The organism is Streptomyces sp. NPDC101219 (assembly GCF_044767675.1).
In the GTDB taxonomy this organism is placed as follows: domain Bacteria; phylum Actinomycetota; class Actinomycetes; order Streptomycetales; family Streptomycetaceae; genus Streptomyces.
Genome location: NZ_JBIWOK010000003.1, coordinates 273,637 through 296,330, shown reverse-complemented (window position 1 = coordinate 296,330; position 22,694 = coordinate 273,637). Strand labels below are relative to the sequence as shown.

The following is a 22,694-nucleotide window of genomic DNA, read 5'->3' as shown; positions in this document are numbered from 1 at the left end:
TCATTTGGAGATCCCGAAGACGGCCCCCTGCGCGTGGACGGTTCCGGAAATGACCTGAACCACCGTGTCTCCGGGTGCAGTTGGTGCATTCGGGGGGCGCGCGTCGGAAGTTTCACCACCCCTGGGGGTCGCCCGCTCGGGCTCCCGCTCGGGCTCCGCCGGGGCCTCCTGCCCGCCCTCGCTCCGGGCGGGCGGCGTCAGGTCGAGCGTGCGGATGTCGTAGCCCGGGACGCGGATCCACACCCGGCCCGCGAACTCCTTCTCCGCGACGCGCACCTCGCGGAACTCCTGTGCCCGGACCGTGGTGTACGCCTCGCGGACGATGTCGTTGAAGACCGTCGAGGACACCGCGAGCGCCATGGCGGCCTCGGGCGCCGCGTCCAGGGCCGAGCGCAGGGCCGCGCTGTCCAGCATGCGGCCGATCTCCACGGGGGCCCGGCCCTCGAAGCCGTTGGCCGCCGGGGACGCCGTACCGAAGTGCACCGCCACCCGCAGCCGCAGCCGGGACCCGGGCAGCCGGCCGTGGTTGAACTCGCGCAGCCCGGCGTCGAGATGGCGCATGAACGTGTCGACGAGGTGCGGCTCGGAGGCCCCCTCCGGCAGCACGGCGAGCACCGAGTCGCCGCCGGCCTGCGTCTCCCACCGCTCGCGCTCCAGGCCGGACGCCTCGGCCGCGTCGGCCAGGATGCGCTGGATGGCCCCCTGCAACTGCCGCTGCGTCACGACGTCTGCGCGGCCGTAGCCCTTGGCGTCGACGGCCAGGAGCAGTCTGCGACGGAACGTCATCATGTGGAACTCCCCGTTCTCTCGGTGGAGTCGGGCGGGCCCCGCGGCCCGGCGACTCCGTGGTGCACCGGCGTCCGCTCCCCCCACACGCGGACGCCGGTACGCCAGTCGTACACGTCTCGTACAGGGGCAACCCCGTCGAATTACGGGATGCGGGAGGGTCGGCACCGTACAGCGGGCCACGGGAGTGGCGGGCGGGGCCGGCCGCGCGCGAGAACCGGAACAGGACAGCCCGAATCCCGCAGAAATGCCGGATCTGCTGCCCCGCGGTGCCCGTCAATGGAGGGAGAGGCCACAGCGGGGCAGCACGCCGAGGGATGAGGGGGCCGCATGCCGTCCACCGGAGCCGAACGGGACAGCCGTCCGGCGCAGTTCATGTTCACCGCGCTGCAGAACACCCATCAGCACGCCGACACCAAGGCGGGCATCCTGGCCGCCGCGCAGGCCGCGCTGGTCGGCACGGCCGGCTGGTGGAGCAGACCCGCTCTGCACGCCGTCGGCGACGGCGGGCCGCCCGGGGTGCTGGCGGGGGTGCTCGTCGCGCTGTTCCTGGGCGGGCTGTTCGGCGGGGCCGGGTTCCTGGCCGCCGCGCTGCGCCCGCGGGTGCTGGAGCCGGGGCGCAGCAACCGCTACAGCTTCGTCCACCTCGCCACGGGCCCCGACATCCTGCCGCCCGCCGTCCCCGGGTCCGGCGACGAGGACGCCGAAGCGGCCCGGGAGCGGCGGGAGTTGTCGCAGACCATCCGCTTCCTGGCGCGGGTGGCGGTGCGCAAGTACCGCTGTCTGACGGGGGCTGTGGTGTGCACGGCGGTGATGGGGGTCAGTGCGGGGCTGCTGGTGGTCCTGCGCCCGCTGCTGGGCTGACCCTGAGGCGGCCCGGCGGCCGGCCGGGGAGCGGCCCACGCGCAGCCGCCCGCCGCCCGGGGCTACTCCCCGGCCGCCAGGTCGGCGATGCGTCGGAGGCGGGGCAGGTCGCGGATGACCGTGGATCCGTAGCCCGTCTCCAGCAGGCCCTCGTCGCGCAGTTCCCGCAGGCCCTTGTGGACCGTGGTCTCGGCGGCGCCGGTGAGGGCGGCCAGCTCGGGCTGGGTGAGGCGGCAGCCCAGGACCGCGCCGCCGTCGACCGGGTGGCCGTAGGTCGTCGCCAGCTCGACCAGGAGGCGGGCCAGGCGCACCTTGACCGGGTAGCCGCGGAAGTCGAGGCGGCGCCGGTTGGCCCAGCGCAGCCGGTCGGCGACGATGCCGGTGAGGGCGATGCCGATCTCGGGGCGCCGCATCAGCAGGGCGCGCAGCGCCGCCGGCTGCAGGACGAGCGCGGTGATGGTGCCGCAGGCCGTCACGGTGGCCGAGCGGGGGGCGCCGTCCATGGCCGCCATCTCGCCGACGGTGTCCCCGCCGACCCGGACGGCGAGCAGTGACGTCTCCCCGTTCTCGACGCGCGCGGTCACCTTGGCGAAGCCGGACAGCAACAGCAGCACGTGCCGGTCGTGGGCGCCCTCGCTCAGCAGGACCTGTCCGGCCTCGAAGCCGACCTCCACGCCCAGGTCGAGCATCTCCTCCCGGGCGGGCGGCGCCAGCCTGCCCAGCAGGCTGCCCGCGGGCCACTCGGCGAAACGGTACGGCGGCATCGGCACGGTCCCCCCGGCGGGTCGGTGAACACCGGCCGCCATCGTGCCCGCTCGGCCGCCGTCCGCGCCATGCGTACGCGCGGGGGCAGCGGACCGGGCGCGGGCCGTGGTAGAGGGGGGCCCGGGCGCCCCACGCGGGCCGTGGCAGAGGGGCCCGGGCGCCCGTCGCGGGCCGTGGCAGAGGGGCCCGGGCGCCCGTCGCGGGCCGTGGCAGAGGGGCCCGGGCGCCCGTCGCGGACCGTGCTGCGGCTCGGGTCGTCGGTGGCCGGAGCTAGCATCCGGGCATGACGACTGAAGAGAACACCGGTACCTCGCCCCTCGACGTGGAGATCGACGCGCTGAACGGCGGCTCCGCCGCGCTGGCCCAGTACGCCGGGAAGGCCGTGCTGGTGGTGAACGTGGCCTCCAAGTGCGGGCTGACCCCGCAGTACGCCGGTCTGGAGCGGCTGCACGAGCGGTTCGCCGAGCGGGGCTTCACCGTGCTCGGGGTGCCCTGCAACCAGTTCCTCGGGCAGGAGCCCGGCACCGCCGAGGAGATCGCGGAGTTCTGCTCGGCCACCTACGGCGTGACCTTCCCGATGACCGAGAAGGTCGAGGTCAACGGCGAGGGGCGGCACGCGCTGTACGAGCGGCTGGCCGGTTTCGCCGACGCGGAGGGGCACAGCGGGGACATCCGCTGGAACTTCGAGAAGTTCCTGATCGGCCGGGACGGCAAGGTCGTCGCCCGGTTCTCGCCGCAGACCGAGCCGGAGTCGGCTGAGGTCGTGGCGGCGGTGGAGAGCGCCCTGGCCTGACCTTCCCCGTGCCCGGGACGGCTGTCCGGCGGGGCGTGCCGCGTCCCCGTCGGCTGCCGTTGACCTTGCCCCTGGGGCAGGGCCGAGCGTGTGCGGTGCCGGGCGGAGGGACCGTCCGGTGACGGAGGATGCCGGGGTGGACGAGGAACTGCTCAGCATCGGCGTGTTCGCGGCACGGGCGCGGCTGTCCGCCAAGGCGCTGCGCCTGTACGACCGGCTGGGGCTGCTGGCCCCGGCGCGGGTCGACGACACCACCGGGTACCGGTACTACCGGGCCGGGCAGGTGGAGCGGGCCCGGCTGGTGGCGCTGCTGCGCCGGCTGGACATGCCGCTGGCGCGGATCGCCGAGGTCGTCGACGAGCCGGACGGTGTGCGGGCGGCCGAGCGGCTCGCCGCCTACTGGGCGGACGTGGAGACGCGGCTGGCGGGGCAGCGGACACTCGCGGACTACCTCCGTGGACGGCTGTCGGGGAGGAGCTCCGAGATGTACGGGAAGTTCACGGTCGAGACGGTGGACGTGCCGGAACAGGTACTGATCACCGAGACGCGGCACACGCTGGCGGACGAGCTGCCGGCGTGGATCGGTGCCTCGCTGGGACGCCTGGAGGAGGCGGCCCGTGACTGCGGGGGCGTGACCGGCGCCCCGTTCGTCGTCTATCACTCCGATGTGTCGATGGAGAGCGACGGTCCCGCCGAGGCGTGCGTACCGGTCGCCGACGAGGCGGCGGCCCGGGAGTGGGCCGCGCGCCGCGGCCCGGCTCGCGGGGTGGCGGTGCGGGTGGAGCCGGCCGGGCGGCTGGCGCGCACCCGGATCACGAAGGCGCAGGTGGCGCATCCGCAGATCATGGCCGCGTTCGAGGCGGTGGAGCAGTGGATGGCGGCCGAGGGGCTGAGCCAGGCGGGGCCGTGCCGGGAGGTGTACTTCGCCCCGTGGGACACGGCCGCACCCGGGGACCCGGTGTGCGATGTCGCGTTCCCGGTGTCCGGCCGCTGAGCGGCGGGGGGCTCGGCCCGGTCACGGGCCGAGCCCTCTCGGCAAGGACGGCGGACTCGACGAGAGGGCTCTGCGCACCGGCGGCGCTACTGCGGTTGCCGGTGGTGGTGCCGGGGGCACCCGGGGCGCCGGGTGGACCCGCGGCGCTGTGTGCACCCGCTGTACTGCTCGCACCCGCTGTACGGGAGGCGCGGCGGGCGCCCGTGGTGCTGTTTCCCGCGCCCGGTCAGGGCTTCACCGAGGCGACGAAGGCGCTCCACGCGTCCGCCGGGAAGGCCAGCTTCGGGCCTTCGGGGATCTTGGTGTCCCCGAGTTCCAGAGCCGCCTCGGTGGTGGACCTGACCATCACGCAGGCGCCGTTGTTGTTGGTGTAGGAGGACGTCTTCCACGCTTCCGTGGCGCCCAGACGAATTGCCATGATCGCTCCGTAGCCAGTTGCTGAGTTGCTGTCACCGGGCTGCGCATTCCGGCATGGACCCGCAGAACGGATTGCGCCAACCTGTGCTGTCGGTTGGCGTGATCGACGCTACTCGCCAACATCCTCTTTCGGAGCAGCCGTTCACTCGACTGGATGGCATATTCCAGGTGCGACGTACGGGGAGGCATGTCCGGCCTGTAGAATGCCGCCCCGCTCCCGTCCGGGACCCGTCAGGGCCTCAGCGCGCGTAGTCCTTCGCGAGGCGTTCCACCAGCTGACGGGACTGTTCGACGTTCAGCGACTGGGCCCGCAAGTGCTCGTACATCACGGTGTACTTCTGCACGTCGTGCGGCTTCTCCAGGTACAGGTCGCTGGTGACGCCCTCGATGTAGACCACGCTGGAGTCGGCCGCGTCGGCGAACTCCAGGATGGAGTACTGGCCGTTGATCCCGGCGTGGGCGCCGACCTCGAAGGGGAGCACCTGCACGGTGATGTGCGGCAGCTGGCTCAACTCCATGACGTGTTCCAGCTGTTCCCGCATCACCTGGCGGCTGCCGACGACCCGGTGCAGGGACGCCTCGTCGAGCACCACCCACAGCCGCAGCGGGTCCGTCTCGGCGGTGATGCGGCTCTGCCTGCGCAGGCGCACCTCGACCCGCTTGTCGTTCTCCTGCTCGCTGGACTCCGGCGACCCGCCCTGGACGATCGCCTCGGCGTAGGCGCGGGTCTGCAGCAGGCCGGTGATGATCTGCGGTTCGTACACCCGCAGCGACTCGGCGTCGGTCTCCAGGCCGATGTAGACGCTGTACGGGATGTCGCCGAAGGCGTGCCACCAGCCCTGCTGGCGGGAGTCCTTGGCCATCTGCATCAACGACTCGACGATGCGCTGGTCCTCCACCTCGTAGACCCCGCACAGGTCGCGGACGTCACGCTGGCTGATGCTGCGCCGGCCGTTCTCGAGGCGGCTGATCTTCGACTGCGACACCAGCAGCCGTTCGGCCACCTCCTCCGCCGTCATGCCCTTGAGCTCACGGAGCCTGCGCAACTCCTGGCCCAGCCGGCGTCGCCTGACGGTGGGATTGACATTGGACGCCACGGGACGTGCACCTCCGGCTGCGTGCCTCGTACTTGCTCGTACTTGCCACTTTGCGTATCTGCTGCTCAGCAGACTGCCACCAAGGTGCTTCCCACCGCTGGCAAACCGTGGATATGCGACGGGTGCACGTCAGTGTGCCGGGACGGGCGGCACCGGGGACCGCCGGCCGGCGTGCTTCCGGCACGCCGGTCGGGGCGGGGAGAGCCCTCGCTCTCCCCGCCCCGACCGGACAGCGGCTCCCGTGACCGGGTCTGTGACGGCCGCGGATGCGTACCGCGCCGTCCTGGGTCGCGTCGTGCGGTCCCGTGCCGGGCCTGCTGTCCTGTGCCGTGTGCGTGCCGTGCCGCATCGCGGTGCGGTGCGGTGCGTCGTGCGTGGCCCCCCGCGTGGGGGACGTGTCGTCAGTGGGCCACTACGCGCGCCATGGATCCGCGGCGCGGCTGTGCCGGAACCCCTCGGGCGGGCTCCGTCGTGCCCCGGCCGCCCGCACCGGGCTGCCGGGCGGCCGCCGATGCCGGGCTGCGGCGCGGCTGTGCGGCCACGCCGTTCTGGACGTCCATCACGGCGTGCGCCACGAGGCCGCCCATCGGGTCGTGCCGGATCAGGTCCCGCAACCGGGAGCGCGAGGACCGGCCCTCGTTCCCCGGGTACAGGTGCTTGCCGAGACCCACCGCGTGCGCCAGTGCGGCGAGCGCCGCGGTCCGCGGGTCCGGCGGCACGCCGGTGCGGATCGCGGAGTCCAGCCGGGCCCTGATCTCCCGGCTGATCTCGGTGTCCGTCGCCTGGTAACGAGTCGTCGGCAGTACCCCGCACATCTGTCCCGCCACGGCATGCACCATGCCGCACCGCTCCAGATGCGAGAGGTACGTCTGGCGGAGCCCGAGTCGGGGCCCGCCGATCCAGTGGACGGCCCGTACGGGAGCGCCACGCCTGCGCAGCAGCTCCAACGCGCTGTCCAGTGTCGGATCTCCAGTCGGCCGTGGTACGACCACGGCGATACGATCCCCGTCTGGGGCTATCCGTCCGGCCAGCGCCAGCTCCACTAGCTGCGCTCCGGCCAGACCGAGGTCGAGCGACTGCGGCTGCGCAGTGGTACCCGTGGTCGGGTCCAGTGCGAGCAACAGAAGCTCCTCCGGAAGTGTTCTGCGGCTCCTGCCCATCCATGCCTCCCCGCGTGGATGTCTGACAGGGTGACCCCTCTCACATTGGTCTGTCGAGAGCGCGTGACCGGTTCGTAAGGGAACCGGTAGGTATGTCGTTCTCGTCTACCACGTGGGGCCAGGCCCGCACACAGGACACTGGTACATGGTTCGGACAGCGCGCGGAGCGTTGTCGCGGGCGGCGGTTCACGGTTCGGTTGGCGCACGCGGGGCGTGCGGCACATGGAGGAGGCATCGGTGGCGGGCGAGTCCCCCGACAGGTCGAAGCAGCGTGCGTCGTCGGAAGAACCGACGCCGGGGAGCGCGGGTCCGGTTCCCGAGGCCAGGAGCGAGGCGGAGGACTCCGCCCGCAAGCGTGACCCGCGGCTGGCGGTGTCGCGGGAGCCGTCGCCGTCCGGTTCCGCCGAGTCCCCGGCACCGTCGGACGCGCCGGCCCGGGGAGGGGTCGACACGGCGACCCGCGTGCTGTCGGTGCGCGAGGCGGTGACGGCGGACGCGGAGGACGCGGAGGAGACCGAGGACGCCCCGGCCGCGGACGCCCCGGACACGGGCGGCGCGGGGGACGCCGGGAGCCCTGAGGGCACGGCGAGTGCCGGGAGCGCCGGGGACTCCACCGCCGGGACGGACACCGACGGCGGCACGGACGAGGCCGAGGCCGATGCCGACGGCGACAACGACAGCGACAGCGACGCCGGGACCGACGACGCCACCGGCGGCGACTCCACCGAACGTGACGATCCCGCCACGTCGGGTGACGCCCGACTGCGCGACGCCGTGGCCGCGTGGGTCCGCACGGCCGACGAGGCCCAGGACGCCCGGCCGACCCGCGACGACGACACGGCCGGGGACGAGGCGGGCGCCAAGGCCGCGGACGAGGACGCCGCCGACACCGGCGACGGTGCTGACGCCGACGCCACCGAGCCCCCGGCGCCCACCGCGCCCACGAAGCCCCTGGACGACGCTGCCGCCGACGGGACCGACGCCGACGTGGTCCCGTCGGCCGCGCACGCTCCCGAGGCCGCCACGACCGCCTCCGAGGCCGCGGACGCGCCCGAGGGCACGACGGACGCCCCCGACGACAGCGATGTCGCGGCCACGGCCTCCGCCGACGACACGCCCGACGCGGACCGCGAGGACCGGGACGACCGGGACGACCGGGACGACCGGGACGACGACCGCGCGGCCCGCGCCGACGAGGACGGCCAGGACGGCCAGGACGAAGACGGCGGAGAGGCCAGGGGCGGGGACGACGCCGACGATCGCAAGGGCCCCGTCGACCAGCCCACCGCCGTGTTCACCACGCTCCGGCCCTCCGAGCGGGCCGTCGACCAGCCCACCACGATGCTCAAGCTGGGCGACGCGGCGAAGGCGCCCGCCGGGGCGGACGAGGACGGCACCGGCGGCCCCGACGCGAAGCCCACGCCGGACAACAGGACCGACAAGGCTGCCAAGACCGACAAGGCCGATCGGACCGACAAGGGCACCGGGACCGGCGAGGAAGACCGGCCCGGGAGCGACCCAGCCGCGTCCCCCGAGTCCCCCGAGGCCCCCGAGTCGCCCGAGTCGCCCGAGTCGCCCGCCGAGCGGACCAGCAAGTTCGTCGCGCTCAAGCCGCTCGACGACCCCGGCATCCGCAAGCCGCCGGTCACCGACGCCACCACCGCACTGCGGACCGTCACGCCGGCCGCGCCGGCCGCCGACGCCACGTCCGCGCTCCCGCAGGCCGAGCCGGAGCGGACGACGCAGCAGCCGCTGCCGCCGAAGCCCCCGCTGGACCTGCTGGCCGAGCTGACGAACACCCCGCCCCCGCCGGAGACCCCGCTGCGGACCGCCGTGCGGCGGGTCAAGATCTGGACCCCGCTGGTCCTGCTGCTGGTGATCATCTTTGCGGTCGTGCAGAACATGCGTCCGCTTCCCGAACCCACGCTCGACCTCACCGCCGAGGACCGTTTCACCTTCGAGGGCGGCAAGGTCGACATCCCGTGGCCGGCCGACGGACAGGCGGCCCTCGACGTGCAGGGCATCGGCTCGTTCGGCTCCTCCGGTGAGCAGAAGCCGGTGCCGATCGCCAGTGTCGCCAAGGTCATGACGGCGTACGTGATCCTGCGCGACCACCCGCTGAAGAGCGGCGCGCAGGGACCGATGATCAAGATCGACGAGCCGGCGGAGAAGCAGTCCGACGCCGGTCAGGAGTCCACCGTCGACGTCACCGCCGGGGACGAGATCTCTCAGCGGGAGGCGCTGGAGAGCATCCTGATCGCGTCCGCGAACAACGTGGCGCGTCTGCTCGCCCGGTGGGACGCGGGGTCGGAGAAGGCGTTCGTGGAGAAGATGAACGCCGCCGCCGAGGACCTCGGCATGACCAACACGACGTACACCGACCCCTCGGGCCTGAACAACACGACCGTCTCCACGGCCGTGGACCAGGTGAAGCTGGGCAAGGCCGCGATGAAGCAGCCCGCCTTCCGCGAGGTGGCCGCGATGATGTCGTACGACGACTACAAGGGCGTCAACCACTCCAACTGGAACCAGCTGGTGGGCCACAACAACGTGGTCGGCATCAAGACCGGCACCACCACCTCCGCGCTGGGCAACCTGCTGTTCGCGGCGAAGAAGGACGTCGACGGCGAGATGCGCACCATCGTCGGCGCGGTGGTCCGCCAGCCCGCCGGGGGCAAGGACAACACCATCCTCAGCGCCGCGCTGACCGCCGGTGACGACCTGATCCGGGCCGCGCAGGGCGCGTTGGAATCGGCGGTCATCCTGAAGAAGGGCACGGTCGTCGGGTACGCGGACGACGGTCTGGGCGGCCGGACGCCCGTCGTGGTGACCGAGGACGTGAAGGCGGTCGGCTGGGCGGGCCTGTCGGTGAAGCTGACGTTCGCCGCGGACAAGGTGCCGCACGAGGCGAAGGCGGGCACCGAGGTGGGCTCGCTGACCGTCGGCGACGGCACGAGCAGTGCCGTCAAGGTGCCGGTCGCCCTGCAGGACGACCTCGTGGAGCCCGGCTTCACGGACAAGCTGACGCGTCTCGCCTGATCACGGCGAGCGGCGGGCACGCCCCGCCCCGCCGGCCGTCCTCCACCGCGGGGGACGGCCGGCGGGGTGCGTGCTAGCGTCACGAATCGGGCAGGTCGCCGGTCACCGGAACGCGGCCGTGGGCACCACGGCGGACGGGACGCTGCCGCCGAACAGAAGACGGGACACGGGGAGTGCCTTCAGGTGGCCACTGCGGAGCCGACACGCGCCGACGACGCCGATCAGGGCCCGGCAACGGGTTCGCGAATACCCGCGCCCGGAGCAGACGGGCCGGACGGCCGACCGCGCCCTGAGCCCGCTTCGGAACCGGTTTCCGAGTACACCTCAGAGCACACCTCAGAGCGCGACTCAGGGCACACCTCAGAGCGCGACTCAGGGCACGACTCCGCGCCCGGCGGTGCGCCCGGCCCCGGCCGGGGCGAGGAGCGGCTGCCGCGTCCGGTCCGCGCCGTGCGGGCCAGGATGCTGCGGCACCCGGTGCTGTCCGTCACCGCGCTCGCCGGGGTCCTGCACGTCGTCTGGTTCTTCACGTTCGCCAACAGCGGCGGCGACCTCGCGGCGCAGGACGCCTGGGCCGAGTTCGTCGGCCGCCATCCGGACCAGGCGTACAACCTGGCCTGGTACGGCGGCATGCACCCGGTGTCGTACAGCGTGGTGTCCCCGTATCTGATGTCCCTCCTCGGGGTGCGGACCACGATGATGATCGCGGGGACCGTGTCGGCCGGGCTGCTGACGCTGGTCCTGATGCGCAGCCGGAGTGTGCGCAACCCCCTGTGGGCGGCGCTCGCAGGCGTGTTCGCGCTGCTGTGCAACGCGGCCTCGGGGCGGGTGACGTACGGGCTGGGGACGATGTTCGCGCTCGGCGCGGTCGCCGTCGTCTTCTGCTGGCCGTACCGCTGGCGCTACAAGCGGTGGGCGAAGGCGCTGTGCGCGGCCCCGCTGGCGGCGCTGGCGACGATGGCCTCGCCGGTGGCCGGCCTGTTCGTGGGGCTGGTGGCGGTGGCGCTGTTCCTGCAGAAGCGGCGGCCGGGAGCCTGGGCCCTGGGGCTGGCGCCGACCGCGGTGGTGGCGCTGTCGGCCTGGCTGTTCCCGTTCTCCGGCACGCAGCCGATGGGGTTCGGCTCGGTGATCCTGCCGCTGGTGTACTCGGTCCTGGTGGTGTTCCTCGTGCCCCGGGAATGGCGGACGGTGCGGATCACGGCCGGGGTGTACGGGCTGGGTGTGGTGCTGGTCTGGCTGATCAGTTCGCAGATCGGCTCCAACATGACGCGGCTGGCGATGCTGTTCGCGGGCGTGGTGCTGGTGGCGGCGCTGCCGTTCGCGGTGCCCCGGAGCCGCAAGTGGTACGCGATCGTCGTGGCGTTCGTCGGGTTCACGGTGTGGATCGGGTTCAAGTCGGTCGACGACGTCGTGCACACCACCCCGGCGGCGTCCTGGGCGCGCGAGCTGGCGCCGCTGGTGAACGAGCTGCAGGAGGTCGGCGCGGAACGGGGCCGGGTGGAGGTCGTGCCGGCCCGCTCGCACCGGGAGGCGTCCGCGCTCGCCCCGTACGTGAACCTGGCCCGCGGCTGGAACCGGCAGGCCGACATGGAGCGCAACCCGCTCTTCTACGACGACACCCTGAACTCGGCGAACTACCACGAGTGGCTCAAGCGCTGGGCGGTGCACTACGTGGTGCTGCCCAAGGACGAGCCGGACGGGGACGGCGGGGAACGGGAGCGGGAGCTGGTCCAGCGCGGGCTGCCCTACCTGAAGCAGGTCTGGGGCGACGCGAACTGGCAGCTGTTCGAGGTGGTCGCCCCGACGCCGCTGGCCGAGCCGAACGCGGTGGTGGAACGGGCCGAGCAGGGCGCGATGACGATGCGGGTGGAGAAGGCGGGACGCGTCCTGATCCGCATCCCGTACTCGCCGTGGCTGAGCCTGGTCGACGCCGAGGGCGCGGCACTGGAGCCGCCCCGGGAGACGGAGGAGTCCGAGGCCCGTCCGGAGGGGGAGCCGAAGACGTACGAGAACGTCAACGGCTGCCTGATGGAGACGGAGGAGGACGCGAACGGCGACCGGTGGACGGTGCTGCTGGCACCGGAGCCGGGCACCTACCGGCTGGCCGCGCCGTACAAGTGGTCGCGGGGCACGCCCTGCCCGGAGGAACTGCGCTGATCAGCGCAGCCGGTCCGGGCGGGCGTCGGTGCCCGGGGCCGCCGGGGCCCCGCACCGGATGCGGGTGGACCGGTCAGACGGCCCGCGGGTAGCGGGCCAGCCAGGCCGCGGAGGAGGCGGTGGGGCTGTGCAGGGCGGCGCCCTGGGTCATCTCCATGGCGAAGTCGTCGGCGAGTTCCAGGATGGTGGGGCGGCCCTCCAGCTCGGCGAGCCAGGCCGGGGGCAGGGCCGTCTCGCCGTGCAGGGCGCCGAGCAGTCCGCCGGTCAGGGCGCCGGCGACCGCGCTGGGCCCGTCCTGGTTGACGGCGAGGCACAGTCCGTGGCGCACGTCCTCGCCGACCAGCGCGCAGTACACGGCGGCCGCGACCAGGCCCTCCGCGGTGCCGGCCCCGCTGAGCCGGGAGACGCGTTCGGGGGTGGGCATGCCCTGCCGGACGGCGCCCAGGGCCTGCTGGAGGGCGTTCGAGACAGCCTCGTTGCCGGGCAGCGCCGACAGCAGCGCGAGGGCGCTCTGGACGGCCGCGTCCGGGTCCTCGCCGCGGGCGAGCGCGTGCACGATCACGGCGTACGCGCCCGCGGCGAGGCAGGCGTCCGGGTGGCCGTGGGTCTGGGCGGCGCACTCCACGGCGAGCTGGGCGACGAGCTGCGGCTCCCAGCCGACGAGCAGCCCGAAGGGCGCGGACCGGGCTGCCGCCTCGGGGCCGGTCTCCTGCGGGTTCTTGGGGGCCTCGGGCGTGCCCATGGTGCCGTCGCCGAGGCCCAGCAGCAGTGGCCGGGCCGGGTCGCGGCGGGCGTACAGCCACTCCTCGCGGGCCAGCCAGCCGTCGTCCTTGCGGCGCTCGTCGGGGCCCCAGTCGCGCTGGGTGGTGGCCCAGCGCAGGTACGCCCGGTGCAGGTCGGTCGGCGGGTGCCAGGCGCCGGTGTCGCGGCGCACCTGGGCGCGGATCAGCCCGTCCACGGAGAACAGGGTGAGCTGGGTGAGGTGGGTGACGGCGCCGCGGCGGCCGTAGGCGGGGCCGAGGTCGACGACGCCCGCGGCGCCGTGCGCCTCGCGGATCGCGTCGGTCGTCAGGGTCGCCACGGGCGCGCCCAGCGCGTCCCCGAGGGCCACGCCGAGCAGCGTTCCGCGCACCCGGCTGCGGAAGTCCTGCTGCTCGCGGCGCCCCCACACGGGCCCGGTCGTCGCACCCACCCAGACCTCCCCGGACACCGTGCACACGTACGACGCCCAGCACTGTAATCGAACGGGGACGGCGGGTTCACGGCACGGATCGGTATCGCAGCCCCGGGCCCGCGTCGCGTCCTGTGCCGCGGGGGCGTTACTCGACGACCCGGACGGTGGTGCCGGCCGTGCCGAAGGCCCACAGGGCCTCGCCGTCGGCCTTGCCCACCCGGATGCCTCCCGTCCGGGCGCCCGGGTCGGCGGGCGGCGGGGAGGAACCGTCGACGGCGTTGGAGAAGGCGATGGAGACACCGGACCGGGCGGTGAAGTACATGATGTGCTCGACCTGGACGCCGTCGCTGCCGGTGGTGGCCTCGGTGCGGGTGCCGATCGTGTAGCTGCCGGGCTCCGGGGCGACCGTGCCCGGCCAGACCGGGAAGGTGCGGCGGGGCGCGTCGCTCGCGTCGACCAGCCACACGCGTTCGCGGTCGAGGGAGTAGACGATGCGGCGGCCGGTGCCGGAGTCGGCCGGCACGGCCTCGGGGTTCTTCTTCGAGGGGCCCGCGGACGGCTTCGGGTCGGCCGTCGCGGAGCCGTTCGGCTCGCTCGTGGCGGCGGCGGGCCTCGGCTTGGGCCCCTGGTCCGCCTGCACCGCGAGGACGGCCACCACGGCCAGCGCACCCGCGGTCAGCCCGGTCACCCAGGCCCACGAGGGAAGACGGGCAGGCAACGGTACGCATCTCCTCGGTCGGCGGAGTTCCGGCCCCCGGAACCGGAGGTCGGATCATCCTACTGCCCGTCTCCGGCCCTTCCCCAGCCTCTCCCCCGCTCCGCCCGGACCGCGGGCCGCCGCTCGCGGCGGCGGCTCAGTCCAGCACCGGCAGCAGCTCCGGCAGGTGCCCGTCGGACGCCTCCGCCGCGCGCCGGCGCTCCTCGGGGACCTCCCCGTACAGCGTCGTGCGCGGCTTCGCCGGGCGGCCGGCCGCCTCGGCCACGGCGACGAGGTCCTTGACCGACTTGTAGGAGCCGTAGGAGGAGCCCGCCATACGTGAGATCGTCTCCTCCATCAGCGTCCCGCCGAGGTCGTTCGCGCCGGAGCGGAGCATCTGGGCCGCGCCCTCCGCGCCCAGCTTCACCCAGCTGGTCTGGATGTTGGGGATGTGCGGGTGGAGGAGCAGCCGGGCCATCGCGGTGACCGCGCGGTTGTCGCGGACCGTGGGGCCGGGGCGGGCGATGCCGGCCAGGTAGACGGGCGCGTTGGTGTGCACGAAGGGCAGGGTGACGAACTCGGTGAAGCCGCCCGTCTGTTGCTGGATGCGGGCGAGGGTGCGCAGGTGGCCGAGCCAGTGGCGGGGCTGGTCGACGTGGCCGTACATCATCGTCGAGGACGAGCGGATGCCCAGCTCGTGGGCGGTGGTGACGACCTCGATCCAGGTCGCCGCGGGCAGCTTGCCCTTGGTCAGGATCCAGCGGACCTCGTCGTCGAGGATCTCGGCGGCGGTGCCCGGGATGGTGTCCAGGCCCGCCTCCTTCGCCGCCGTCAGCCACTCGCGGACCGACATCCCGGTGCGGGTCGCGCCGTTGACGACCTCCATCGGGGAGAAGGCGTGCACATGCATGCCGGGGACGCGTGCGCGCACCGCCCGCGCGATGTCGAAGTAGGCGGTGCCGGGCAGGTCCGGGTGGATGCCGCCCTGCATGCAAACCTCGACCGCGCCGACGTCCCACGCCTGCTGGGCGCGGTCGGCGACCTGGTCCAGGGAGAGGGTGTAGGCGTCGGCGTCGGTGCGGCGCTGGGCGAAGGCGCAGAACCGGCAGCCGGTGTAGCAGACGTTGGTGAAGTTGATGTTGCGGGTGACGATGTAGGTGACGTCGTCGCCGACCGCCGCCCTGCGCACGTCGTCCGCGATGCGGCACAGCGCGTCCAGGGCCGGGCCGTCGGCGTGCAGCAGGGCCAGCGCCTCGGCGTCGGTCAGCCGGGTCGGGTCGTCGGCGGCGGTGTTCAGCGCGGCCCGCACGTCGGTGTCGACGCGCTCCGGCACGAGCCCGGGGGCGGCGGCCTCGCGCAGGGCGTCCCAGTCGCCGTACACCTCGTCGAAGTCGTCGCGGCGGTCGCCGGTGCGGCCCTCGGTGTCGATGGTGCGGTGCAGGTCGGTGCGGCCGGTGGCGGTGAACGCCTCGTCGGGCTCCTGCCAGGGCAGGCCCTTCGGCAGGGCGTCCGGGCGGGCCAGGCCGGTGTCCGGGTCGGCGAGCGCGGCCACGTGCGGGCGCAGCCGGGGGTCCAGCCAGGGCTCTCCGCGCCGGACGAACTCGGGGTACACGCAGAGGCGTTCGCGCAGTTCGAAGCCGGCCGCGCGGGACGTCTCGGCCAGTTCGTCGATCCGGGGCCAGGGCCGCTCGGGGTTGACGTGGTCGATGGTCAGCGGGGAGACGCCGCCCCAGTCGTCGATGCCGGCCGCGATGAGCCGGCCGTACTCGGCGTCCACCAGGTTGGGCGGGGCCTGGAGGCAGGCGGACGGGCCGAGGACGTGCCGGGCGACGGCGACCGTGGCGACCAGCGCGTCGAGTTCCGCGTCCGGCATGCCGCGCATCGCGGTGTCCGGCTTGGCCCGGAAGTTCTGGATGATCAGTTCCTGGATGCCGTGGTGGGCCCGGGAGATCTTCCGCAGCGCGAACAGGGAGTCGGCGCGCTCCTCGTAGGTCTCGCCGATGCCGATGAGGATGCCGGAGGTGAAGGGCACCGAGGAGCGTCCGGCGTCCTCCAGCACCCGAAGCCGCACGGCCGGTTCCTTGTCCGGGGAGCCGTGGTGCGGGCCGCCCGGCTCGGACCACAGGCGGGTCGCGGTGGTCTCCAGCATCATGCCCATGGAGGGTGCCACCGGCTTGAGGCGCTGCAGGTCGGTCCAGCTCAGCACGCCCGGGTTGAGGTGCGGCAGGAGGCCGGTCTCCTCCAGGATGCGCACCGACATGGCGCGGACGTAGGCGAGGGTGTCGTCGTAGCCGTGGGCGTCGAGCCATTCGCGCGCCTCGGGCCAGCGGTCCTCGGGCTTGTCGCCGAGGGTGATGAGGGCTTCCTTGCAGCCGAGGGCGGCGCCCTTGCGGGCGATGTCGAGCACCTCGTCGGGGGACATGAACATCCCGTGCCCGGCGCGCCGCAGCTTGCCGGGCACGGTGACGAACGTGCAGTAGTGGCACTTGTCCCGGCACAGCCGGGTCAGCGGCAGGAAGACGCTCTTGGAGTACGTGATGACGCCGGGGCGGCCGGCCGCCTCCAGTCCGGCGTCCCGCACCCGGGCGGCCGAGGCGCACAGGTCCTGAAGGTCCGCGCCGCGGGCCTGGAGCAGCACGGCCGCCTCGGAGACGTCCAGTGAGACGCCGTCCCGGGCCCGTTTGAGGGCGCGCCGCATGGAGTTCCCGGTCGGGCCGCCGGTGCCGGAGGTCACGGAAGTCGTCATCCCTTGAGCATACGTTCGGGGTGATCAGGACGGACGGGCGCCGCTTCCGGCCGGTGCGAGCGGGCCCGCGGGGTCCTCACTCCGCGGTCGCTCCTCACGCCGCAGTAGCTCCTCATGCCGCGGTCGGTCCTCACTCCCCTGCCCCGTCGACGAACGGCTGGACGGCGTCGAGGGCCCGCAGCACCTCCGTCTCGCCCTCGGGCGGCAGCTGCACCACGGTCTCCTCGATGCCCAGCTCGGCGTAGTGCGCCAGCTTGCCCGGGGTCGGGTGGACGGCGTAGGGCACCACCTGGAGGGCCCCCGGGTCACGGCCCGCGTCGGCCCACACCGTCCGCAGGGCGGGCAGCGACTCGGACAGGCCGCGTCCGCCGATGGGCAGCCAGCCGTCGGCGTACTCGCAGATGTGCGCGAACAGCTTCGGTCCCGCACCGCCGCCGATCAGGGTGCGCGGTCCGACCACCGGTCCGCGCGGCTTCTGCACCGGCTTGGGGTGCGCGAAGCTGGCCCGCACGCTGGCGAACTCGCCCTCGTAGGCGGTCGGTTCCTCCGACCACAGGGAGCGCATCAGGCCCATCCGGTCGCGTACCAGCTCGCGCCGGGTGCGCCAGTCGACGCCGTGGTCGGCGGCCTCCTCGACGTTCCAGCCGAAGCCGACCCCGAGTGTGAAGCGGCCGCCGGAGAGGTGGTCGAGGGTGGCGATCTGCTTGGCCAGGTCGATCGGGTCGTGCTGGGCGGCGAGGGTGATGCCGGTGCCCAGCCCGAGCCGCTCGGTGACGGCCGCGGCCTGGCCGAGCGCGACGAAGGGGTCGAGGGTGCGGCCGTACTCGCGGGGCAGCTCGCCGCCCGCCGGGTAGGGGCTGGTCCGCTCGACGGGGATGTGGGTGTGCTCGGGCAGGTACAGACCGGCGAATCCGCGCTGTTCCAGCTCGCGGGCGAGCCGGACGGGGCTGATCGTCTCGTCGGTGAGGAAGATCGTGACGGCGATGCGCATGGGCGGCCTTTCGTACGCGGACGACGACTCATCAATACCGGGGGCACGCCCGGTCTGTCCATACCGACCGGTCGGCATACGGCCGGGCACCGGGCGGCCCGGTATGCCCCGTGGCGGGAACGCGCCGGTCCGGGCCCGGTGTTCGCGGGCCGCCGGTAGCCTCGTCCGGCATGACGTCCCGAGCCGCACGCAAGTACCGGATCGCCAGGGCGGTCCAGCGCCGGATCAACCCCGTGCTGCGCAGGCTGCCGTTGCAGACGGTCCTGGAGACCACCGGCCGGGTCTCCGGCCTGCCCCGCGCCACCCCGGTGGGCGGACGGCGGACCGGGGACGCGTTCTGGCTGGTGTCGGAGTTCGGTGAGCGGTCCCAGTACGTGCGCAACATCCGGGCCGACCCCCGGGTGCGGGTGCGGCTGCGGGGCCGCTGGCACACCGGCACCGCCGTGCTCCTGCCCGACGACGACCCCCGCGCCCGGCTGCGCCGGCTGCCCCGCCTCAACGGCCTCGCCGTGCGGGCCTTCGGCGCGGAGCTGCTCACCGTGCGGGTCGACCTCGACGGCTGAGCCGGGCCGGGCGTACGGAGCGGGCGGCACGGCTCATCCGGGCCAGACGATCGACTGCACCTCGCTGTAGGCGTGCAGGGCGTAGGAGCCGACGTCCCGGCCGACGCCGCTGCGGCGGAACCCGCCGAAGGGTGCCTCCATGTTCCGGCCGACGGTGTTGATGCCGACCCCGCCGGTGCGCAGCCGCCGGGCCACCCGGAAGGCGCGGGCCACGTCGGCGGACCAGACGTAGTCGATCAGGCCGTACTCGCTGTCGTTGGCCAGGGCCACCGCCTCGTCCTCGTCGTCGACCGGGACGACCACGACCACCGGGCCGAAGATCTCCTCGCGGGCCACCCGCATGTCGTTGGTGCAGTCGGCGAGCACGGTCGGCGCGACGTAGAACCCGCGCTCCGGCGGCGGGCGTTCGCCGCCCGCGACGACCACCGCGCCCTCCTTGCGGCCGAGATCGACGTACGCCTCCACCCGGTCGCGGTGCGCCGCCGAGATCACCGGCCCGACGACCGTGCCCGGCTCCCGGGGGTCGCCCACCGCCAGCCCTGCCGCATACCCGGCGAGCCGCTCCACCAGCGGCTCGTACACCGACCGGTGGGCCAGCACCCGGGTGGGGGCGGTGCAGATCTGCCCGCTGTAGAAGGAGAAGGTGGTGCCGATCCCGGCGACCGCCGACGCGAGGTCGGCGTCGTCGAGGACGAGGGCCGCGCCCTTGCCGCCCAGCTCCATCAGCTGGCGGGTCATCCGCCGCCCGCACACCTCGGCGATGTGCTGCCCGACCGCCGTGGAGCCGGTGAAGCTCACCATGTCGACGTCGGGCGAGGACACGGCCGCCTCCCCCACCGCCGGCGAGCGGCCGGAGACCACGTTGACCACGCCCGGCGGCACGCCGGCCGCCTGGAGCGCCTCGGCCAGCCGGTACACCGACAGGGGGTCCTGCGGGGCCGGTTTCACCACCACCGTGTTGCCCATCGCCAGCGCGGGGGCGACCTTCCCGGCCGGGTTGGCCCACGGATTGTTGTACGAGGTGACGCAGGTGACGACCCCGACGGGCTGGCGCACGGCCAGGGCGCCCGTCACTCCGGCCGCGCCCATCGGCCCGGCGTCGTTGATCTGCGGCGGGATCGCCCACTCGGCGGGCTCGACGCGCGCGTAGCGCCGGAAGCGGGCGGCGGCGACACCGACCTGCATGCCCCGCGCGGTGGCGGTGGTCGCCCCGGTCTCCGCCTGGGCGAGTTCCGCGTACGGCACGAGACGCTCGCGGATCAGCCGGGCGGCGCGGGCGAGGACGGCGGCCCGTTCCGCGGGGGCAGTGCGCGACCACGGGCCGAGGGCCGCGCGGGCCGCCGCGCACGCCTCGCGCACCTGCTCCGGTGTGGCTTCCGGGGCCCGGCCGGCGGTCTCCTCGGTGGCGGGGTCGGTGACGTCGTAGTGGCCGCCGCCGGGCACCACCCACCGGCCGCCGATGAACAGGTGCTGCGGCGCGCCGGTCACCGGGTGCTCACCGTCGCGGTGTCCCGGCCCGAGCGGAGCACCCGGCCGGGGACGGCGCCGGTGACGACGTCGTCGCGGATCGCGGCGACGCCGTTGACGAAGACGGCCCGCACGCCGAGCGCCCGGGAGTCCAGCCGGGGGCTGTCGCCGGGCAGGTCGTGCACGAGGGTGGCGGGTCCGGCGCCGACGCGCTCCGGGTCGAACAGGACGAGGTCGGCGTGCCAGCCCTCCTGCACGCGGCCCCGCTCGCGCAGCCCGAACAGCCGGGCCGGGTCGTCGGTCAGCATCTTCACGGCCTGTTCCAGCCCGGCCAGCTTCCGGCCGCGCAGACAGTCCCCGAGGAAGCGGGTGGTGTAGGGGGCGCCGCACATGCGGTCCAGGTGGGCGCCCGCGTCGGAGCCGCCGAGCAGGACGTCCTCGTGCCGCCAGGTCTCGGCGCGCAGCGCCCAGGAGGCCGGGTCGTTGTCGGTGGGCATCGGCCACAGCACGGTGCGCAGGCCGTCGGCCGCGCAGATGTCGACGAGGCAGGCGAAGGGGTCCTGGCCGCGTTCGGCGGCGATGTCCGCCACGACCCGCCCGGACAGGCCGGTGTTGGCGGCGCTGTAGGTGTCGCCGATGACGTAGCGGCCGAAGTCGGCGAGCCGCCGGAAGACGCCCGCCTCCTCGGAGCGGGCCCGGCGCAGCAGTTCGGCGCGTACGGCCGGGTCGCGGAGCCGGGCGATGCGCTCGGGCACGGGCAGGGCGAGGACCGGCCCCCAGCCGGGGATGAGGTTGAGGGCGCAGAAGGTGCCCAGGGACATGTTCATCGGGGTGAGGATCGGCATGGTCAGGGCGACGACCCGGCCGCCCGCCTTCCGGGCCCGCTCACCGGCCTGCAACTGGCGCGGGACTCGGTCCGGGACGGCGGCGTCGACGGTGAGGACGTTCCAGTTCAGGGGGCGTGAGGCGGTCGCGCTCAGGTCCGCGAGGAGGTCGATCTCGGTGTCGCTGAAGCGGTCCAGGCAGCCCGCGACGATGGCCTCGATCTGGGTTCCCTCGTGCTCGCCGACCGCGCGGGCCAGCGCCCGGAGTTCCCCGGGCCGGGCGTGCCGGGAGGCGACGGGCCGGCCGTCGCCGTCGGCGTGGGTGGCGGACTGGGTGGTGGACAGGCCCCAGGCGCCGGCGTCCATGGCGTCGTGCAGCAGCCGCACCATGGCGTCGAGTTGCTCCGCGGTCGGCTGCCCGCCCACCGCGTCCGGGCCCATCACGTGCCGGCGCAGGGCGCAGTGCCCGGCCATGAAGCCGGCGTTGACCGCGATGCGCCCCTCCAGCGCGTCCAGGTACTCCCCGAAGGTGTGCCAGGTCCAGGGCGCGCCCTCCTCCAGGGCGACCAGGGACATGCCCTCCACCCGGGACATCATGCGGCGGGTGTAGTCGGCGTCGTCGGGGCGGCGCGGGTTCAGCGGGGCGAGGGTGAATCCGCAGTTGCCCGCGGCGACCGTGGTGACCCCGTGGTTGAGGGAGGGGGTGGCGTAGGGGTCCCAGAAGAGCTGGGCGTCGTAGTGGGTGTGGGGGTCGACGAAGCCGGGCGCGAGGACCAGCCCGTCGGCGTCCTCGGTGGTGCGGGCCGGGGCGGTGATCCGCGGAGCGACGGCGGCGATCCGTCCGTCGCGCAGGCCGACGTCGGCGGTGACGGCGGGCGCGCCCGTGCCGTCGACGACCGTGGCGCTCCTGATCAGGTGGTCGAGCATGCCGCCGTCCTCCCTCACGCCCGCGCGGACTGCCGGAACCGGGTGGTGCGGTGCACCGGGTCGGTGTCGATCCGGGGGATCACATGCTCCCCGACCAGCCGGATCGTGCGGAGCGTCTCCTCCTTGGGCACGCCGACGGGCAGTCCGAAGCTCAGCTGGTCGGCGCCGGCCTGCTCCCAGCGCTTGCACTGGCGCAGCACCTCGTCGGGGTCGCCGCAGATCAGCAGTTCCTCCTCGATGAGGACCTCGACGAGTTCCTCGGTGTACTCGGGGAGCGTCTCGGGCCACGCGGGGAAGCCCTCGGGGCGGGGGAAGGTGTCGTGGTAGCGGAAGACCAGGGAGGGCAGGTAGTGCAGGCCGCCGGCGACGGCGGTGCGCACCGCCTCCTCGTGGGTGGGCGCGCAGATGGCGGTGGTCGTCACCATGACGTTGTCGTTGACGAAGGCGCCGACCGGTTCGGCGTCCACGATCGCCGACTTGTACTGCTCCAGGACCCACTCCATGTCGGAGACCTTCTGCACGCTGAAGCCGAGCACGCCGAGGCCCTTGCGGGCGGCCATGGCGTAGGAGGGCGGGGACCCGGCCGCGTACCACATCGCCGGGTGGGCCGGTCCGTACGGCTTGGGGAGCACCTTGCGGGGCGGCAGGGACCAGTGCTTGCCCTCGAAGCCCGGGTACTCGTCGTGGAGCCACATGCGGGGGAACTCCGCGATGGTCTCCTCCCAGTGCTCCTTGGTGTGGTTCATGTCGGTGATGCCGGGGAGGAAGCCGAGGATCTCGTGGCTGCCCGCGCCGCGTCCGCTGCCGAACTCGAAGCGGCCCTCGGAGAGGTGGTCGAGCATGGCGACCTTCTCGGCGACCTTCACGGGGTGGTTGACGGGGGCGAGCGGGTTGAAGATCCCGGAGCCGAGGTGGATGCGTTCGGTGGCGTGGGCGAGGTAGCCGAGGAAGACGTCGTTGGCGGAGAGGTGGGAGTACTCCTCCAGGAAGTGGTGTTCGGAGGCCCAGGCGTACTTGAAGCCGGACCGGTCCGCCTCGATGACGTACTCGGTCTCCTCCATCAGTGCCTTGTGCTCGGCGAGCGGATCCGTCTCGGCCCGCTTGCCCACGTACCCCTGTACAAAGATGCCGAATTCCAAGGCCGTTCACCGTCCCCGGTCAGTGTGCCGTTTACTGACGGTTCGTCAGATCGGTCGTGGGCCCGACTGTGACACCGCGTGCGGACACCGTCAA

Annotated in this window: 18 protein-coding genes; 6 read left to right on the top strand and 12 right to left on the bottom strand. The window is 73.7% G+C overall.

The features are described 5' to 3' along the window. Nucleotides 1-789, bottom strand: coding sequence for a hypothetical protein (locus ACIRPP_RS07505; protein ID WP_403638788.1), 789 nt, complete (start codon nt 787-789; stop codon nt 1-3). 327 nt (nt 790-1,116) lie between these two features. On the opposite strand from ACIRPP_RS07505, the gene ACIRPP_RS07500 reads away from it, so the two are divergent. Continuing rightward, nucleotides 1,117-1,650, top strand: coding sequence for a Pycsar system effector family protein (locus ACIRPP_RS07500; protein WP_403638787.1), 534 nt, complete (start codon nt 1,117-1,119; stop codon nt 1,648-1,650). Nucleotides 1,651-1,712: 62 nt separating this feature from the next. Here ACIRPP_RS07500 and ACIRPP_RS07495 read toward each other — a convergent pair whose 3' ends face one another. Beyond that, nucleotides 1,713-2,414: a Crp/Fnr family transcriptional regulator gene (locus ACIRPP_RS07495; RefSeq protein WP_403638785.1), complete on the bottom strand. Its 702-nt coding sequence runs from the start codon at nt 2,412-2,414 to the stop codon at nt 1,713-1,715. Nucleotides 2,415-2,698: 284 nt separating this feature from the next. Here ACIRPP_RS07495 and ACIRPP_RS07490 point away from each other — a divergent pair, with 284 nt between their 5' ends. Further along, nucleotides 2,699-3,208, top strand: coding sequence for a glutathione peroxidase (locus ACIRPP_RS07490; RefSeq protein ID WP_164337986.1), 510 nt, complete (start codon nt 2,699-2,701; stop codon nt 3,206-3,208). 118 nt (nt 3,209-3,326) lie between these two features. Further along, on the top strand, nt 3,327-4,202 hold the full coding sequence (locus ACIRPP_RS07485) for a MerR family transcriptional regulator (protein WP_403638783.1): 876 nt from the start codon (nt 3,327-3,329) through the stop codon (nt 4,200-4,202). A 226-nt stretch (nt 4,203-4,428) separates the two neighbouring features. Here ACIRPP_RS07485 and ACIRPP_RS07480 read toward each other — a convergent pair whose 3' ends face one another. From ACIRPP_RS07480 to ACIRPP_RS07470, 3 genes are all read right to left on the bottom strand, one after another. After that, nucleotides 4,429-4,620: a DUF397 domain-containing protein gene (locus ACIRPP_RS07480; protein WP_362099549.1), complete on the bottom strand. Its 192-nt coding sequence runs from the start codon at nt 4,618-4,620 to the stop codon at nt 4,429-4,431. A 238-nt stretch (nt 4,621-4,858) separates the two neighbouring features. Further along, nucleotides 4,859-5,716: a helix-turn-helix transcriptional regulator gene (locus ACIRPP_RS07475; RefSeq protein WP_164337983.1), complete on the bottom strand. Its 858-nt coding sequence runs from the start codon at nt 5,714-5,716 to the stop codon at nt 4,859-4,861. A gap of 401 nt (nt 5,717-6,117) precedes the next feature. Then, complete coding sequence (locus ACIRPP_RS07470) at nt 6,118-6,876, bottom strand: GPP34 family phosphoprotein (protein ID WP_164350839.1); 759 nt, start codon at nt 6,874-6,876, stop codon at nt 6,118-6,120. Between the two features lie 237 nt (nt 6,877-7,113). On the opposite strand from ACIRPP_RS07470, the gene ACIRPP_RS07465 reads away from it, so the two are divergent. Both ACIRPP_RS07465 and ACIRPP_RS07460 read left to right on the top strand, forming a co-directional pair. Continuing rightward, nucleotides 7,114-9,915 (top strand): D-alanyl-D-alanine carboxypeptidase, encoded by a 2,802-nt coding sequence (locus tag ACIRPP_RS07465; RefSeq protein ID WP_403638781.1) that lies wholly within the window; start codon nt 7,114-7,116, stop codon nt 9,913-9,915. Between the two features lie 183 nt (nt 9,916-10,098). Then, nucleotides 10,099-12,072 carry an MFS transporter gene (locus tag ACIRPP_RS07460; protein WP_403638779.1) on the top strand — a complete coding sequence of 658 codons (1,974 nt, stop codon included), beginning with the start codon at nt 10,099-10,101 and terminating at the stop codon, nt 12,070-12,072. A gap of 73 nt (nt 12,073-12,145) precedes the next feature. Here ACIRPP_RS07460 and ACIRPP_RS07455 read toward each other — a convergent pair whose 3' ends face one another. The 4 genes from ACIRPP_RS07455 to ACIRPP_RS07440 all read right to left on the bottom strand — a co-directional run bounded on the left by ACIRPP_RS07455 (nt 12,146) and on the right by ACIRPP_RS07440 (nt 17,680). Then, on the bottom strand, nt 12,146-13,264 hold the full coding sequence (locus ACIRPP_RS07455; protein ID WP_403638777.1) for an ADP-ribosylglycohydrolase family protein: 1,119 nt from the start codon (nt 13,262-13,264) through the stop codon (nt 12,146-12,148). Between the two features lie 127 nt (nt 13,265-13,391). After that, the gene (locus ACIRPP_RS07450; RefSeq protein WP_403638775.1) at nt 13,392-13,964 is read right to left on the bottom strand and encodes a L,D-transpeptidase; all 573 of its coding nucleotides are present in this window, start codon (nt 13,962-13,964) and stop codon (nt 13,392-13,394) included. A 136-nt stretch (nt 13,965-14,100) separates the two neighbouring features. After that, nucleotides 14,101-16,689 carry a bifunctional FO biosynthesis protein CofGH gene (locus tag ACIRPP_RS07445; RefSeq protein ID WP_403638773.1) on the bottom strand — a complete coding sequence of 863 codons (2,589 nt, stop codon included), beginning with the start codon at nt 16,687-16,689 and terminating at the stop codon, nt 14,101-14,103. 130 nt (nt 16,690-16,819) lie between these two features. Beyond that, the gene (locus tag ACIRPP_RS07440) at nt 16,820-17,680 is read right to left on the bottom strand and encodes an LLM class F420-dependent oxidoreductase (RefSeq protein WP_403638771.1); all 861 of its coding nucleotides are present in this window, start codon (nt 17,678-17,680) and stop codon (nt 16,820-16,822) included. Between the two features lie 170 nt (nt 17,681-17,850). On the opposite strand from ACIRPP_RS07440, the gene ACIRPP_RS07435 reads away from it, so the two are divergent. Continuing rightward, a complete protein-coding gene (locus ACIRPP_RS07435; RefSeq protein ID WP_403638769.1) occupies nt 17,851-18,243 on the top strand; it encodes a nitroreductase/quinone reductase family protein in 393 nt (130 codons plus the stop codon). A gap of 33 nt (nt 18,244-18,276) precedes the next feature. Here the strand turns inward: ACIRPP_RS07435 and ACIRPP_RS07430 are convergent, their stop codons facing one another. The 3 genes from ACIRPP_RS07430 to ACIRPP_RS07420 are packed head-to-tail and all read right to left on the bottom strand — an operon-like array spanning nt 18,277 to nt 22,600. After that, nucleotides 18,277-19,731, bottom strand: a complete 1,455-nt coding sequence (locus tag ACIRPP_RS07430; RefSeq protein WP_403638768.1) for an aldehyde dehydrogenase family protein — start codon at nt 19,729-19,731, stop codon at nt 18,277-18,279. Next, nucleotides 19,728-21,461, bottom strand: coding sequence for an amidohydrolase family protein (locus tag ACIRPP_RS07425; protein ID WP_403638766.1), 1,734 nt, complete (start codon nt 21,459-21,461; stop codon nt 19,728-19,730). Before ACIRPP_RS07425 ends, ACIRPP_RS07430 begins: the two co-directional genes overlap by 4 nt. A gap of 14 nt (nt 21,462-21,475) precedes the next feature. After that, the gene (locus ACIRPP_RS07420) at nt 21,476-22,600 is read right to left on the bottom strand and encodes an LLM class flavin-dependent oxidoreductase (RefSeq protein WP_403638764.1); all 1,125 of its coding nucleotides are present in this window, start codon (nt 22,598-22,600) and stop codon (nt 21,476-21,478) included. Nucleotides 22,601-22,694: the final 94 nt, after the last annotated feature.

Coding starts and splice junctions, on each gene's coding strand:
- ACIRPP_RS07505 (WP_403638788.1), bottom strand. CDS start 789: ATGATGACGTTCCGTCGCAGACTGCTCCTGGCCGTCGACGCCAAGGGC.
- ACIRPP_RS07440 (WP_403638771.1), bottom strand. CDS start 17,680: ATGCGCATCGCCGTCACGATCTTCCTCACCGACGAGACGATCAGCCCC.
- ACIRPP_RS07470 (WP_164350839.1), bottom strand. CDS start 6,876: ATGGGCAGGAGCCGCAGAACACTTCCGGAGGAGCTTCTGTTGCTCGCA.
- ACIRPP_RS07480 (WP_362099549.1), bottom strand. CDS start 4,620: ATGGCAATTCGTCTGGGCGCCACGGAAGCGTGGAAGACGTCCTCCTAC.
- ACIRPP_RS07500 (WP_403638787.1), top strand. CDS start 1,117: ATGCCGTCCACCGGAGCCGAACGGGACAGCCGTCCGGCGCAGTTCATG.
- ACIRPP_RS07445 (WP_403638773.1), bottom strand. CDS start 16,689: ATGACGACTTCCGTGACCTCCGGCACCGGCGGCCCGACCGGGAACTCC.
- ACIRPP_RS07425 (WP_403638766.1), bottom strand. CDS start 21,461: ATGCTCGACCACCTGATCAGGAGCGCCACGGTCGTCGACGGCACGGGC.
- ACIRPP_RS07495 (WP_403638785.1), bottom strand. CDS start 2,414: ATGCCGCCGTACCGTTTCGCCGAGTGGCCCGCGGGCAGCCTGCTGGGC.
- ACIRPP_RS07490 (WP_164337986.1), top strand. CDS start 2,699: ATGACGACTGAAGAGAACACCGGTACCTCGCCCCTCGACGTGGAGATC.
- ACIRPP_RS07435 (WP_403638769.1), top strand. CDS start 17,851: ATGACGTCCCGAGCCGCACGCAAGTACCGGATCGCCAGGGCGGTCCAG.